The following is a 15010-nucleotide window of genomic DNA, read 5'->3' as shown; positions in this document are numbered from 1 at the left end:
CGGAGGGAATTACCAGCTGTAGCTGACGGAAGCCACAATGGTGCGACCGCTGCCGTAGAAGCAGGCGCTTTCATTACTGCATGACGCCACGTAGTGCTTATCCGCGAGATTATTGACGTTGAGCTGCAGCGTGGTGCCACGCAGCGAGTTCGCCGCTTCGCCCAGCTCATACTTCGCCATCGCATCATACAAGGTGTAATGCGGTACTTTGTCGACGCCAATTTCATCCGCTGGCGCGGTGCCGGTATAACGTACGCCGCTGCCTAGCGTTAAGCCGCTCAGCACGCCATCAAGGAAGGTATAGCTGCCCCACGCCGACGCCGCATGACGCGGAATGCTCGACGGTGAATGGCCGATGCGCTGCGTGATGCTGCTCTCTTTGGTCACCGCATCAGTGTAGGTATAGGCCGCTAACAGTTTGATCTCTGGCGTGATCTGCGCATGCGCTTCGGTTTCGATGCCTTTCGAACGCACTTTACCAATCTGCTCGTTGTAGCCGGTCACGCTGTTATAAGCGGTGATGTTTTTCTGCGTGATATCAAACGCTGACACGGTAAACACCGCATCCCAACCTACCGGCTGATACTTCACGCCCACTTCGGTCTGTTCGCCGGTGGTCGGTTTAAAAGGATCGGTGCCTGGCGCGCCGCTGTTGAGGTTCGGCTCGAAGGAAGTGCTGTAGCTGACGTACGGTGAAATGCCGTTATCGAAGGCATACAGCAGACCCGCGCGGCCAGTGAACTTGTTGTCATTCTGCTGGGTTTCACTGTCGTCGGTGCGATCCTGCGTGCGCACTTCGCTCCAGTCGTGACGTCCGGAGAGCAGCAGGTTCCACTGATTCCACTCCAGCTGATCCTGCAGATAAACACCCACCTGATCGAGCTTCTTGCGCGTGCTGGTAGTGAGCGTCAAATCGCTCTCGTTGATGCTGATCCGTGTCGGATTCGCCCAGTCGAGAATGTACTGATCGCCGCTGTCGCGCCACAGTTTGTTATCCACGTCGCTCCACTTGTAATCCAGCCCGCCGAGCACGGTGTGCGCGATGTTGCCGGTTTCAAAGGTGGCTTTCAGCTGGTTATCGAGACCCAACTCTTTCGACTTGATCTTGTCATGCTGCGGACGACGGTTGATCGAGTGATCGTTATCCGCATCAAAGGTATACACCAGATATTTGTACGATTCGTCCATGTTGCTGTAGCGCAGATTCTGCGTGAAGCTGATGTTATCGCTTAAATTGTGCTCGAAGATATAGCCAATCGACGTCTGTTCGCGCTTGGCTTCGTTGAAGCTCGGATCGCTGACGTTGAAATCGTAAGGGATAAAGCCCGCACTGCTCTCTTTCAACGTACCACTGGCCGGCAGGAAGTTACGGTATCCCGCTTTCGGCTCGTTTTGATACATCGTCAGCAGCGTGAAACTGGTGTCTGCGTTCGGCAGCCAGGTTATCGCTGGCGCAATCGCCATGCGCTGCTGTTTGTTGTCCTTAACGAACTCATGTTTGGTGCTGGCAATACCGTTCAGGCGGTAAAACAGCGTGTTGTCATCATTCAGCTTGCCGCCAAAATCAAACGCCGCTTCACCCAAATGCTGGTTGCCGGTGCTGAGCTGCACTTTGTGAATGCTCTGCGCGGTCGGGCGCTTGCTGGTCATGGCCACGATACCGCCCGGATTCACCTGGCCGTACAGCACAGAAGCTGGGCCGTGGATCATCTCTACGCGCTCCAGCAACCAGGGATCGATCTGCCCCGCTGCGCCCGTCTGGCCGGATAAACCGTAGCTCAGGCCATCGAGGAATTTCGGCGCATAGCGGAAACCGCGCGCGATGATCTCATCATTACGGTTGGAGTTACCGCGATAGTTGGTCAACACGCCGCTGCTGTAGCTCAGCGCATCCGCAACGGAGGCCGCAGCCAGATCGTCCATCTGCTCGCGGGTAATCACCGAAATGGATTGCGGGGTTTTGCGCAGCGGCGTCGCGGTTTTGGTGCCTGCCGCGCTCTCTTTCGCCAAGTAGCCCTGCAGCGGCGAGGTCACGCTTTCACGCGTGTCGGCGTTTACGGTAAGGGTCTCTTCGGCAGCCACGCTGAAGGCGGCTGGTGTCACCATCAAAATTGAGGCCAGAGAAAGGTACAGAGGATTGAATCTGAACTGCCGTGCCACAGCAGGTATTGCTGAATTTTTAGCTTTAACAGACATAGTTGCCATCTCTATTTCAAACTGCCTTGTAGATGAAATAATCCGTTCAGTCGCCCTCACCCAACGATAATGGCTGTAACGGATTGAAATATTAGTCTCTTGCGTTATTGACGGTCCTAATCTCCCTGCGTGACGTCCTTCACAAAATAATCCACTGAAATTACGGAGGTTTATCAGGCACGAAAAATCATATTGCAAATGTAAATCGTTATCAATAGCATTTGCATTAGCTTTGATTAAGTAAAGACAGTGAACAAAATGTGGAGATGGGTTGCAGGATGTTTCTAACAAGCGCAGAAAATACGACGCAGACGTGGTTGCCCGCCGGAACAGTTGCGCAATGGTTGCAGCAGGCCGAAATAGGAAGCGAAAGCTGGTGGCAGCGGCTTTATGCGGTCGGTACGCCGCTGGTGGAGCGAGACGAAAGCGGTCAAACGACCATGCACTTCTTCTGGCGCGATCCCGAAGGGCATTCCGCACGTTCTTCCACTGAACGAGTTTATGTCGATATTAACGGCGTCACCGATCACCACAGCGAAGCGCCAGAAAGTCTGGTGCGTGTCGGCGACAGCAACGTCTGGCATTGGTCAACAGCCATTGAATCTGACTGGCGCGGCAGTTACAGCCTGATCCCCGCCACCGCGCAGCAGTTACCGCCGCTGTTTTGTGGCGATGATGCCGAATGCCGCGCGCTGCAGCGTAAGTGGTGGATCTCGCTGATGCCGCTAGCGATCCCCGACAAATTCAATCCCACGCCGCCGTTTCTCAGCAGCCGCCGTTTTGCGCTGAGCAACGCGCACATGCCGTATGCGCCGGATCAATCGGCCTGGCGCGCGCTGGATGCCGGCATGGCCGAAACCTGGCCGGATACGCTGCAAACCCTGCAGTGGCACAGCGCGTTGCTCAACGTCACGCGCAACGTCTGGCTTTATAGCACCGGTGCAACCGCTCAGCCCGAACAGCGTCCGCTGGCAATCCTGCTCGATGGACAAAACTGGGTCTACGGTCAACCGATTTTCAGCGCGCTGGATCAGGTAACCGCCGATGGCACACTGCCGCCTGCCTGCTGGCTGTTTATCGATGTCATCAACAGCCAGCACCGCGAAGCCGAACTGCCGTGCAATGAAACCTTCTGGCAGGCGGTGCAGCAGGAACTGTTGCCGCTGGCACGCCAGCACGCGGCGTTCAGCAGCGACGCCGACCGCACGCTGGTGGCCGGGCAAAGCTATGGCGGACTCGCCGCGCTCTATGCCGGATTGCACTGGCCGCAGCGTTTTGGCCGCATTCTTACACAATCCGGCTCCTTCTGGTGGCCGCATCTGCAATACATCCGCGACTACGCCAACCGCGAGCAGCACGCGCCCGGCTTGCTACTGGAGCAGCTGCAACAGGGCGACTTACCGCCGGGCAAGCTGAAGATTTTCCAGGAAGTGGGCGATCGCGAGGCGGACATGGTGTACGTCAACCAGCAGATCGTCCCGGCGCTGCAAGCCGCAGGCCATGAATTACATTTTCGCCGCTTCGCCGGAGGGCACGATGCGTTGTGCTGGCGTGGCGGTTTGATCGACGGCTGCCGCTGGCTGCTGGCCGATTTTCTCTCCCCTACATCAACCTCTGAAGGTAACCACCATGTCTGAACAACAGAATCCGTTTGATAACGATGCGCTCGATTTTCTGGTGCTGATTAACGCGCGCCAGCAATACAGCCTGTGGCCCGCTTTTGCTTCGGTTCCGGCAGGTTGGCACAACGTGGCGGGACCGCTGACGCGCAGCGCTGCCATTGAGTTTATCGAAGCAAACTGGCACGACATGCGGCCAGCGACGCAACAGACGTCGTCTACCGCAGCTTAATTTTTTTCTTTCAATCATTTATTCCCAAATCATTCGAGCTGCAGCAAGGCGGCAAGTGCGCGAATCCCCAGGAGCTTACTGAAGTAAGTGACTGGGGTGAACGCATGCAGCCAACGCGGCTGCAGCTTGAAGGATGACGGGAATTAGACAGGAATTGTCCTTTGGCAACGTTCAACCAACCTTATCCGTTAGTCGCGGCGCAGCCCGGCATCTGGATCGCTGACAGCATTGCGCAGCAGCGCAATCAATTTACCGTGGCGCACTACAGCGTGCTGCACGGCGACATCAATCGCGCGGCGCTGGACAGCGCCATTCAGCAGGCAATGGCGGAAGCCGATACCGTGCAGGCGCGCTTCGGCCTGGATGAGCAGGGCAATCCGGCGCAGTGGTTTGGTGCACAAGCGCCGGTCGCGCCGGAATGGCACGATTTCAGCCAGCGCGGCGATGCCAGCAGCCAGGCGCACAAACTGATGCAGGCCGATCTCGCTGCCGATCTGCCCGCCGACGGCGACAAACCGCTCTATCGTCACGCGCTGATGCGCATCGGCGACGGCAGCTGGCTGTGGTATCAGCGCTATCACCATTTGCTGGTAGATGGCTTCAGCTTTGAAGCGCTGACTCAACGCGTCGCAGCGATCTACGCCGCCCTTTGCGCCGGCGAAGCGCCCGCGCCCTCGCCGTTTACCCCGTTCACCACGGTGATTGAAGAGATTCAGCAGTGGCAGGATTCGCCAGCTTTTGCCCGCTCCGCCAGCCACTGGCAAAGTTACGCAGCGGATTTGCCGGAAACCCTGACGCTTGCCAGTGAAAACATCAGCGATCCCGGCGATCGCCCGATCAGCTGTCAGGTAACGCTGCCGCAACTGACCACGCTGCGTCAGCAGCAACCACTCGCCGACAGCAGCGAAGGCGATATCGTCAGCGCGCTGTTGGTGGCCTATCTGGCGCGCTTCAGTAATTGCCAACGTTTGTCGATTGGCTTCCCGTTTATGCGCCGCATGGGTTCGGCGGCGATTTCTGCCCTCGGTCCGGTGGTCAACGTGTTGCCGCTGATTTTCAGCGTCAGCGATGAGATGACCTTGCCGATGCTGGTGCAGCAGGTGCAAGGCGAAATCCGCAAAGCGCGCCGTCATCAGCGTTATGAAGCGGAACAGCTGCGCCGCGATCTTGGTCTGGTCGGCAGCAGCCAGGCACTGTATGGTCCGGTGATAAACGTCAAGGTTTACCACGACGATCTGCAATTCGATGGCCATGCAGCCCCAACGCACACGCTGGCGATGGGCCCGGTCGACGATCTCGAGTTCGAAGTTGGCTTCCGCGCTGGCGCATTGCAGCTGACGCTGGTGGCAAACCCGCGCCGCTACGAGGCACAAACGCTACAACGTCACGCCGAGCGCATCAGCTACTTGCTCACGCAATTCGCGGCGGATGCCAACACGCAAATCGGCGCGCTGTCACTGCTGGCGCCACAGGAACAGATCGATCTGCAACGCTGGTCGACCGGACCAACCATCGTGCCGCCCGCCGATACCCACACCATCGTCGATATCCTGCTGCAAGCCGCTGAGCACTACGGCGAGCAAACCGCGGTGGTGTGCGGCGATCGCAGCCTGAGCTATCGCCAGTTAGCCGATCGCGCGATGCAACTGGCGCATCTGCTGATTGCGCGCGGTTTACAAGCAGACGACGTGGTGGCGATTGGCATTCCGCGCTCGGTGGATTCGCTGGTAGCGATGTTCGGCGTGCTGGCGAGCGGCGCGGCTTATATGCCGCTCGATCTCGACTATCCGCGCGAACGCCTGGCGCTGATGTGCGATGACGCGCAGCCGAAGCTGCTGCTGACGCACTCCAGCACGCTGGCGCAAATGCCGGAGTTAACGCATCTGCTGATCGATCAGATTGCGTTGAGCACCCTTTCCACCGCACGACCCGATACCCAACTGTGCGGCGACGATCTGGCCTACATGATCTACACCTCAGGATCGACCGGCCGCCCGAAAGGCGTGATGAGCACCCATCAAGGTTTGCTCAATCTGTTCCTTTCGCACCGCGAGCATCTGTTTGGCCCGGCGATTGCGCGCTTTAGCGCCAGCAGCCCGCGCCGCATGCGCGCCGGTCACACCGCCTCCTTCTCGTTCGATTCTTCATGGGAACCGCTGTTTTGCATGCTGATGGGCTGCGAGCTGAATATCTTCGACGAAGAGCTGCGCCGCGACGCGTGGGGCCTGATTCAGCAGATGAACGCGGTGCCGGTCGATTTGCTGGATATCACGCCGTCGTTCTTCTCGCAGATGATCGACAGCGGCCTGCTGGAAGCCGATAACCATCGTCCCTCTTTCGTCATGATTGGTGGTGAAGCGGCCACGCCAACGTTGTGGAAGCTGATGCAGCAACAGCAGCAGATGGAGATCCACAACTATTACGGCCCATCGGAATACACCATCGATACGCTCGGTGCCAGCGTCATGGCGTCACCGCAGCCGGTGATTGGTCGTCCGGTGGGCAACAGCGAAGTCTATTTGCTGGATAACCAGTTGCGTCAGGTGCCAATTGGTTCTGCTGGCGAGCTGTATATCGCCGGAACCGGCATCGCGCGCGGTTATCTGCGTCGTCCCGATCTCACCAGCGGACGCTTTGTCGCTAATCCCTTCCGCGACGGCGATGTGATGTACCGCAGCGGCGACCTGATGCGCTGGCGTCAGGATGGACAGCTGGCGTTTATTGGCCGTACCGATCACCAGATTAAAGTGCGCGGTTTCCGCGTCGAACTCGGTGAAGTGGAAAATGCGCTGGTGGCGCTGCCGGAAGTCAGCACCGCCGTGGTGATCGCCGAAGTAATGGGCGCCACGCATCGCCTGATTGGTTACTGCTCGGTGCAGGATGATGCGCTGCGCGCCGATGCCGATCTCAACGCCCGTTTGCTGGCGCAGCTCGCCACGCAGCTGCCGGATTACATGGTGCCTGCGGTGTTGATGGTGCTGGACGAATTGCCGCTCAACGTTAATGGCAAGATTGATCGTCAGGCGTTGCCGAAGCCGCAACAGGCGCAGCAAAGTCAAAGTCGCGCCGCCAGCACGCCGCAGGAGCAGCTGATTTGCCACGCGATTGCCAGTCTGCTGGGGCTAGAGAGCGTTGGCGCGGAAGATGATTTCTTCGCGCTCGGCGGCGACAGCATCTCAGCAATGGGGCTCAGCACCGCCGCGCGTCGCGCTGGCTATCTGTTGCGTCCACGCGAAATCTTTGCCGAACGTACCGCTGCACGCATGGCGCGGGGTTTGCAGCCGCTGGCACAACACCACACCGGCGCGCGCGTCGCGCAACAGGGCGCGATTGGCGGCTTGCCGATTCTGCACTGGTTCAACGCCCAGGCGGGCATCAATGCGCGCTTTGCTCACGGCGTGCTGCTGTCGGTGCCGCCGCAGTTGCAGCTCGCACAGGTAAAACAACTGATCGATCAGCTGGCGCAGGCGCATCCGGCGCTCAACGCCTTTACGCGCGGCGATCAGCTGATTGTCGGCGAAGCGCTGACGACGCGCCCTGCCCGCGTGCGTGCGCTGGAGGTGCAGGACCGCGACCAAGCAGCGGAACGGGCGTTCCGCCAGGATGCTGAGGCGCTCGACCCGGCTAACGGCGCGCTGCTGCACGCCACGCTGCTGCAGCAAGATGGCGCCAGCTGTGGGTTGGTGTTAACGCTGCATCACCTAATTGTCGATGGCGTCTCGTGGCGCGTATTGCTGGAAGAACTGCAACAGGCCGGTGACGCGCTGCTCAATAACACGCCGCTGGTGATCCCCGCCGAGGAAACCTCGCTGCACGACTGGTCTGCCGCGCTGCTGGCGAACCTTGCGGCGCGCGCCAGCGAGTTACCGTTCTGGCAACAGATGCTGACGGAACCGCTGCCGCTTGTTGGGCAACGGGCGATTCAGTCCGGCGATCGCCAACAGCATCAACGCACGCTGCTGGATGCCTCAACCACGCACGCGCTGCTCAACACGCTGCCGCAGTACTATCGCGCCACCAGCGAAGAGCTGCTGCTGACCTTGTTGACCCTCGCTCTGCGCCAGCTCAACGGCAGCGCACAGCAGCGCGTCACGCTGGAATCGCATGGCCGTGCCGAACTACATGCGCAGCAGGATCTGGCGCGCACCGTCGGCTGGCTGACGTCCGAATTCCCGCTGCTGCTGCCGTTGCCAGAAAATCCACATGCGCCGCTCAATGAGTGCGTACGCGCGGTGAAAGCGGTACTGCGTGCGGTGCCGGATCGCGGTATTGGCTACGGGCAGCTGCGCTGGCTCGATGCACATCGCGGCGTGACGCTGGAAAAATTGGCGGCACAACACGCGCCGCAGGTGTTGTTTAACTACCTCGGGCGCTTCACACAACGCAGCGGTGTCTGGACGCCACAGCGCACCGCGCAACAGTTCCGTGACACTTTCGCGGTATTGCAGGATGACGCGCTGCCGCTGCAACACGCGCTGGAGCTCAACGTCTTCGTTGAGGAGCAGCCTAACGCGGCGCAGCTGGCGCTGAACTGGAGCTGGGCGAACGGCGTGCTCAACGCCGAAGCGATTGCCGATTTACATCAGGCAATGGCCGCTGCCGCGCAGGCGCTGATCGTGCTGGCCCAGCAGCAACCGCAGCACGCCGCCAACACGCTGGTGGCTGCCGAGGTGGCGCTGGAAGGTGTCGATGACGCGCTGTTGCAACAGCTGCATGCGCGTCACGGTGCGTTTAGCCATGCGCTGCCGCTATTGCCGCTGCAGAAAGGTTTGCTGTTCCACGCGCAAACCACCGCGCAGCAAGGCAGCTATAACTCGTTAACCCGCCTGACACTGAGCGGCGATATCAGCCCCGCAGCGGTACAAACCGCGCTCGACGAGGTGTTACAGCGTCATCCGCAGCTGGCGGCGCGCTTCGACGCCGAACTCAGCCTGCAACCGCTGCAGCTGATACCGGAAGGCGAATTGCACTGGCCGCTGACGCTGCTTCAGTTGGGCGAGGAAGAGGAGATGCTGGCACTGGAACATCAGGCGCTGGCGCAGGATCTGTTTAGCCAGCCGATCATGCTGCACGCCACACTGATCGCCCATCGCGATGGCGCGCGCTGGACGCTGCTGCTCAACGCGCATCATCTGGTGGTGGATGGCTGGTCAACGCCGGTGATCCTCAACGATCTGCTCAGCGCGCTGCGTCAGCAAACTTTGTCCGCGCACAGCAGCAGCTACGCCGACATCGTGCGTCAGCTCAGCCAGCGCGACAGCCATGAAGCGCGTCAGCAGTGGCAAGCTTGCCTGAAAGACGTGCGTCCGACGCTGCTTTATCCGCAGGCCGCCGACAGCGCGGTCAACGAAAAGCGCATTACGCTGGATGCCACGCTGGAGCGGGAACTCTATGCGCTATGCCGGGCGCGCGGCTTAACCCTGAACACCGTGATGCAGGGATTGTGGGGCTTGCTGCTGTCGGTCGCCAGCGGCCAGCAAGACGTGGTGTTTGGTGCGCCGGTTTCTGGCCGTTTTGGTCAGATTGACGGCATCGATCAGCACGTTGGCCTGTTCAGCAACACGCTGCCGGTGCGCGTGCGCTTCGATCATCAGCGTCCGTTACTGGCGCAGCTCGCCGATCATCAGGCGCAGCAAATCCAGCTGATTGAGCAGGATTGCCTTGGTCTCGCCGAGATTCAGCAGTTGGTCGGCGCCGGTACGCTGTTCGATACCTTGCTGGTGGTGGAGAACTATCCGGACAACCAAACGCTGCTGGATGCCAAAGCCGCGGTACGCTGCGAAGCGATCCATAATCGCGGTTACACGCACTATCCGCTGACGCTGCTGGTGCTGCCGGGCGAACAGCTGACGCTGCTGATGGAGTATCGCGACTGCGTTAGCGAGCCGGAACGTCTGGCCGAGCGGCTGTTACTGCTGCTGCAACAGTTGGTCAGCACGCCGGATCTGCCGCTGACGCAGTGGAAATTGCAAACGCTGGCCGAGCAATCGCTGCTCGCCTGGGTGAATAACACCGGCGTTCAGCTGGAAAATGAAACCCTGCAGCAGGCGATTGCCCAGCAGGCGGCGCGCACGCCGGACGCGCTGGCGCTAATGGATGTGGATCATCGTCTAAGCTACGGCGAAATGCAGCGTCAGGCCGCGCTGCTGGCGGATCGCCTGATTGAAGCGGGCGTGATGCCAGGCGATATCGTCGCCGTGGCGCTGCCGCGCTCGGTGCGTCTCAGCATTGCGCTCACTGCCATCCTGCAGGCGGGCGCGGCGTACTTGCCGCTGGATATCGGTTATCCCGATGAGCGTCTGGCTTACATGGTGGAAGATGCGCGGCCGTGGGTGCTGATCACCGAATCCGCGCTGGAAACCCGCTTTGCCACGTTTGGCACGCTGATGATGTTTGATGGTTTAGCCGGTGAACACATTCAGCCGCGCCATCCTTTGCCGCAGGCGGACGCCAGTCGCCCGGCTTACGTGCTTTACACCTCGGGCTCAACCGGTAAACCAAAAGGCGTGGTGGTGAATCAGCGCGCCATCGTCAACCGCCTGCGCTGGATGCAGGCCAGCTATCCGCTGCGCGCCGACGATGTAGTGTTGCAGAAGACGCCGTGCAGCTTTGATGTATCGGTGTGGGAGTTTTTCTGGCCGCTGATGACCGGTGCGCAGCTGATGATGGCGCCGCCGGAAGCGCATCGCGATCCGCAGGCGCTGTGGCAGCTGATCGACGATTATCGCGTGACCACCCTGCACTTCGTGCCCTCGATGTTAGCGGCCTTTGTCGGCCATCTCGCCGCGCAAACCGAGCAAGCTTGCCCAACGCTGCGCCGCGTATTCTGCAGCGGTGAAGCGCTGGCGTGCGACCTGGCGCGCAGCTATCAGGAGATGATCGCCGCGCCGCTGCACAATCTGTATGGCCCAACCGAAGCCGCCGTCGATGTCACCTGGCAACCGGCCAGCGGCAGCGCGCTGGAAGGCCTTAACGGGCCGGGCGTGCCGATTGGTCGTCCGGTGTGGAACACGCAGCTGCATATTCTCGATAGCCTGCTGCGACCGGTACCGGTTGGCGTGCCGGGCGATCTCTATCTCAGCGGCGTGCAGTTGGCCGATGGCTATTTGCATCGCGCCGACCTTACGTCACAGCGCTTTGTCGCCGCGCCGTTTGCCGAAGGCGAGCGCATGTATCGCACCGGCGATATCGCCTGCTGGCGCGCCGACGGCGCGGTGGAGTATCTCGGCCGCAGCGACGATCAGCTAAAAATGCGTGGACAGCGTATCGAGCCGGGCGAAATCGAACAGGCGCTAGTGGCGCTGCCGGGCGTGGCGCAGGCGGTGGTGGCGGCGCGCGCGCTGACGCAGCACGCCACGCCGGGCGTCGATAACCGTCAGCTGCTCGGCTGGCTGGTGGCCGAAACGGGCGTGGCGCTGGATATCGACGCGGTGAAGCAGCAGCTCGGCGAACGTCTGCCGGCGCATATGCAGCCGGTCAGCTATCTGCTGCTCGACCATCTGCCGCTCAGCGCCAACGGCAAGCTGGATCGTAAAGCGCTACCGATGCCGCAGCTCAGCGCGCGCAGCGGCCGCCTGCCGCACAGCGCCAACGAGCGTTTGCTGGCGGATCTGTTCCAGCAGCTGCTTGGTTGCGACAGCGTGTTTGCCGATGACGACTTCTTCGCGCTCGGTGGTCATTCGCTGCTGGCGATGCGTCTGGCGGCGGAACTGCGTCGTCGTGAGGTGCCGCCGCTCAGCGTCGGGCAGATCATCGCCGCGCGCAGCGTGGAGAAGCTGGCGGCGCTGCTTGACGGCGGTGCCAACAGTGAAAGCGGTGGCAACGGCGAACTGCTGCCGCTGCGCGCCGGTCACGGCCCGACGCTGTTCTGCATCCATCCGGCATCCGGCTTCGCCTGGCAGTACAGCGCCCTGCTGCACTATCTCGACGGCGACTTCCCGATTGTCGGCCTGCAATCGCCGCGGCCAAATGGCGTGATTGCTGCCTGTCACAGCGTGGAGGCGATGTACGAACGCCATCTGCAGGCGATACGCCAGCAGCAGCCGAGCGGTCCGTATTTCCTGCTCGGCTATTCACTCGGCGGCACGCTGGCGCAAGGCATTGCGGCACGTTTGCAGGCGCAGGGTGAAACGGTGTCATTTCTTGGCCTGCTGGATACCTATCCGGCAGAAGGTCAGGACTGGCGCACGCCGGATGCCGATGAAGCGGAACAGGAAGTGGCGCGTGAGCAGGCCGAGTTTATGGCTGCCACCGAGGATGAGCGCGATCCGCTACTGCGTGAAGAGAAGGCAGCGATGTTTAGCACCATCGTCGCGAACTACAAAGACGCCGTCGCACGCCTGGCTGAAGCGCGAACGCCGCGCTATGCCGGCCACGCCACGCTGTTTATGGCCGAGAAAACGCTGCCGCCGGAGATGGATGTGCGCGCCAGTTGGGCACCGTTCGTTGATGAATTGACGATCTTCCCGCTGGATTGCGAACACGCCGATATTCTTTCAGCAGATTCGTTGCAGGTGCTGGGACCGTTGATAAACCGTTTGTTAGCTCGGCGTTAATTAAGGCACATACCGTAGCGGCGCGATTCATCGCGTTTTGACAAAAAACGCGCAATAAGTTGCGCCGCTACGGGTGATGCAAATGTGATTCACCGTTGGAGATTTATGGCTAAGCCCTCGATATTCCTAGATTTCAGTTTGCTTAAAAACAATGCATCGTTCCGCGCGATATTCTGCGCGCGCATGCTCTCGGTATTCGCCCTTGGCATGCTGGCGGTTGGCGTACCAGTGCAAATTCAGGCGATGACCGGCTCCACGCTGCAGGTTGGCGTGGCGGTAATGCTCGACGGCATCGGCATGTTCGTCGGCCTGCTGCTCGGCGGCGTGCTGGCCGATCGCTACGATCGCCGCAAACTAATCCTGTTCGCGCGCGGCACCTGCGGCATCGGCTTTGTGCTGCTCAGCCTCAACGCCTTCAGCCCAGCGCCTTCATTGCTGGCGCTCTACTTCCTCGCCTTCTGGGATGGCTTCTTTGGCGCGCTCGGCATGACTGCGCTAATGGCAGTGATCCCGCTAATCGTCGGACGTGAACATCTGGCGGAAGCCGGTGCGCTCAGTATGCTAACGGTGCGCCTCGGCGCGATTTTGTCGCCCGCGCTCGGCGGCATGATCATCGTTGCGGCGGGTGTCGGGTGGGCGTTTGCGGTCGCCGCGATTGGTACGCTAGCAACGCTGATTCCGCTGGTGCGTTTACCGTCGATGAAGCCCGAACAACAGGAGCCGGAGCATCCGCTGCGCGCGCTGGCGAGCGGCATGCAGTTTGTCTGCCAGCATAAAGTGGTGGGCGCGGTGGTGCTGGTTGGCTTGCTGCTCAGCATGGTTGGCGCGGTGCGTATTCTGTTCCCGGCGCTGGCGCTGACCTATCACGCCGATGCATCCGCATTAGGATTGATGTACTCGGCGGTGCCGCTGGGTGCGATGATCGGTGCTTTTACCAGCGGCTGGGTGCGGCAGTTAACACGTCCGGGATGGGTGCTGATGGGCTGTGCGCTGCTGGCATTTGCCTGCATCGCCTCGCTCGGTCTTTACAGCCATCTGCTGCCCGCACTGCTGGCGCTGGTGTGTTACGGCTACAGCAACGCCATCGCCTCGCTATTGCAGTTTATGCTGACGCAGCACCACACGCCGGATGCGCTGCTGGGACGCGTCAACAGCCTCGGCACCGCGCAGGATGTGACCGGCGATTCGGTCGGTGCATTGGGTTTAGGCGCGCTGGCACGCGTGCTGGCACCGTTGAGCAGCGTGCTGTGGTTTGGCGGATTGGCGGCGGGATTGCTGGTGCTGTTGTCGCTGGCGGCGCGCGGCCTGCGCTCGGCGCGCCTCAGTGAACAACCGGACGCGCCGCAGCCCGCCACCGCAGAGGCTTAACGGGTAAACTGCCGCTCGATGCTGCTGAGCATATTGCTGGCGCTGTAGTAATCGAGACGAAAAGTATCGTTACCCACGGCAAAGATGTCGTGCTGCTGTACCGCCGGCAGATGGGCGAGGAACGGATTCTTCGCCACCTGCGGCACGGTTTTCTCATCAGCAGCGAATAGCAAAAGCGTGTTACCGGTGATGCCATCGGCCATGTTTTCGCCGTTCAGCTGAATAATGTCATTGCGCTTACCCATGCTGGTGCTGCCCTGAAAACTGGCGGGCGGCGCGGCCAGCGTAAAGCCCAAATCCTGTAATAGCGCGCCCTGCGCCGATGCTGGCGTCCACAAATTCATTCCACGTCCATCTTCGTAATAGACCAGCGCAGAGGTCGGCTGCGGCGGCAGCGTAATCTTGTGACGCACTGTTTCAACCCGTTTTTCGAACGCTGCAATCACCTTATTGGCATCAGCTTCATGGCCGGTAATCTCGCCCAGCTGCAGGGTCAATGCCTGCCAGCTCTTATCGCCATAGTCGATCACTAACACCGGCGCGATGGTTTGCAGCTGATCGTAGAGGCGCAGCGCCGAATCGCCGCCGGTGGCGGCAATCACGATCAAATCCGGTGCTTCGGCGGCAATCGCTTCGGCATTCGGCTGCGAGATATAGAGCGGTTTAACCTGACGCACTTTGGCCACCGCGCTCCATTGCGTAAAAAAGCCCTGCACATCCGATACGCTGCTATTGCGACTGGTGGCGCCGGAGCCAACCAGCGGCGCGTTAATTGCCAGCAAAGTGCCACTCAGCGTAACGCTGGTCGAGACAATGCGCTGCGGCGGCTGTTGCAGCGTGAAGGGGCCTTTCGGTGTGGAGATAGTGCGCGGCCAGGTTGCGTTGGCGTGAACATGGGTGCAGATGAAAAACAGGCTAAGCAGCAGAGAAAGAGCGGGGAAACGCATCAGGTTGTCCATCACTTGATAGTTGAGAATAAATATCATTATCAAAAATAAGTGTAGGTGCAAGGGAAATTGTGCGTGGTTTCCCCTCACCTT

6 protein-coding genes are annotated in these 15010 nt (G+C 60.4%); 4 read left to right on the top strand and 2 right to left on the bottom strand.

Features of this window, described 5'->3' with window-relative positions; translation table 11 throughout:
* Positions 1-9: 9 nt before the first annotated feature.
* Positions 10-2196 carry a TonB-dependent siderophore receptor gene (locus tag FCN45_RS21760; RefSeq protein ID WP_137387245.1) on the bottom strand — a complete coding sequence of 729 codons (2187 nt, stop codon included), beginning with the start codon at positions 2194-2196 and terminating at the stop codon, positions 10-12.
* Between the two features lie 278 nt (positions 2197-2474).
* Here FCN45_RS21760 and fes point away from each other — a divergent pair, with 278 nt between their 5' ends.
* The 4 genes from fes (at position 2475) to entS (ending at position 13970) form a co-directional block, all read left to right on the top strand.
* Entirely contained in the window at positions 2475-3833 is a 1359-nt protein-coding gene (fes, locus tag FCN45_RS21755) for an enterochelin esterase (protein WP_137387244.1), read from the top strand.
* A complete protein-coding gene (locus tag FCN45_RS21750; RefSeq protein WP_137387243.1) occupies positions 3826-4047 on the top strand; it encodes an MbtH family protein in 222 nt (73 codons plus the stop codon). Before fes ends, FCN45_RS21750 begins: the two co-directional genes overlap by 8 nt.
* A 161-nt stretch (positions 4048-4208) precedes the next feature.
* The gene (locus tag FCN45_RS21745; RefSeq protein ID WP_137387242.1) at positions 4209-12602 is read left to right on the top strand and encodes a non-ribosomal peptide synthetase; all 8394 of its coding nucleotides are present in this window, start codon (positions 4209-4211) and stop codon (positions 12600-12602) included.
* Between the two features lie 105 nt (positions 12603-12707).
* A complete protein-coding gene (gene entS, locus FCN45_RS21740; protein ID WP_137387241.1) occupies positions 12708-13970 on the top strand; it encodes an enterobactin transporter EntS in 1263 nt (420 codons plus the stop codon).
* On the opposite strand, the gene fepB is transcribed toward entS, so the two are convergent.
* Complete coding sequence (gene fepB / locus FCN45_RS21735) at positions 13967-14917, bottom strand: Fe2+-enterobactin ABC transporter substrate-binding protein (RefSeq protein WP_137387240.1); 951 nt, start codon at positions 14915-14917, stop codon at positions 13967-13969. The two genes, entS and fepB, sit on opposite strands and share 4 nt — an antisense overlap.
* Between the last annotated feature and the right edge of the window lie 93 nt (positions 14918-15010).

It is taken from the genome of Pantoea sp. SO10 (assembly GCF_005281435.1).
Classification (GTDB): domain Bacteria; phylum Pseudomonadota; class Gammaproteobacteria; order Enterobacterales; family Enterobacteriaceae; genus Pantoea; species Pantoea leporis.
The sequence above is the reverse complement of the archived record's forward strand: the minus strand, read 5'-3'. Positions and strand labels throughout refer to the sequence as shown.